This window comes from Gluconacetobacter entanii, assembly GCF_013155425.1.
GTDB classification, from domain to species: Bacteria; Pseudomonadota; Alphaproteobacteria; order Acetobacterales; family Acetobacteraceae; genus Novacetimonas; species Novacetimonas entanii.
In genome coordinates, this window is record NZ_JABJWD010000074.1 from 1 (window position 1) to 247 (window position 247).

The 247-nt window shown below is 56.3% G+C and carries 1 protein-coding gene; it reads left to right on the top strand.

Annotated features, from left to right (window positions below):
• Position 1: 1 nt before the first annotated feature.
• A partial coding sequence (locus HNH97_RS13285) for a transposase (protein WP_244949456.1) occupies positions 2-247 on the top strand: 246 nt, incomplete at its 3' end.

Genomic DNA, 247 nt, shown 5'->3' on the forward strand with positions numbered 1-247 from the left:
ACTGACAGACGCCCAATGGGCGAAAATGGAACCGCTGTGCCTTGGCAAGAAAACAGATCGCGGGCGCAGCGGGCAGGACAACCGTCTTTTTATCGAGGCGGTCTTATGGATTGCCCGGACCGGCAGCCCATGGCGGGACCTTCCGACGTATTTCGGGCATTGGAACTCGGTCTATTCCCGTTACAGCGACTGGATGAAAGCCGGTGTTTTCAAACGGCTTTTTGAAGCGGTTTCTGACGATGCCGAC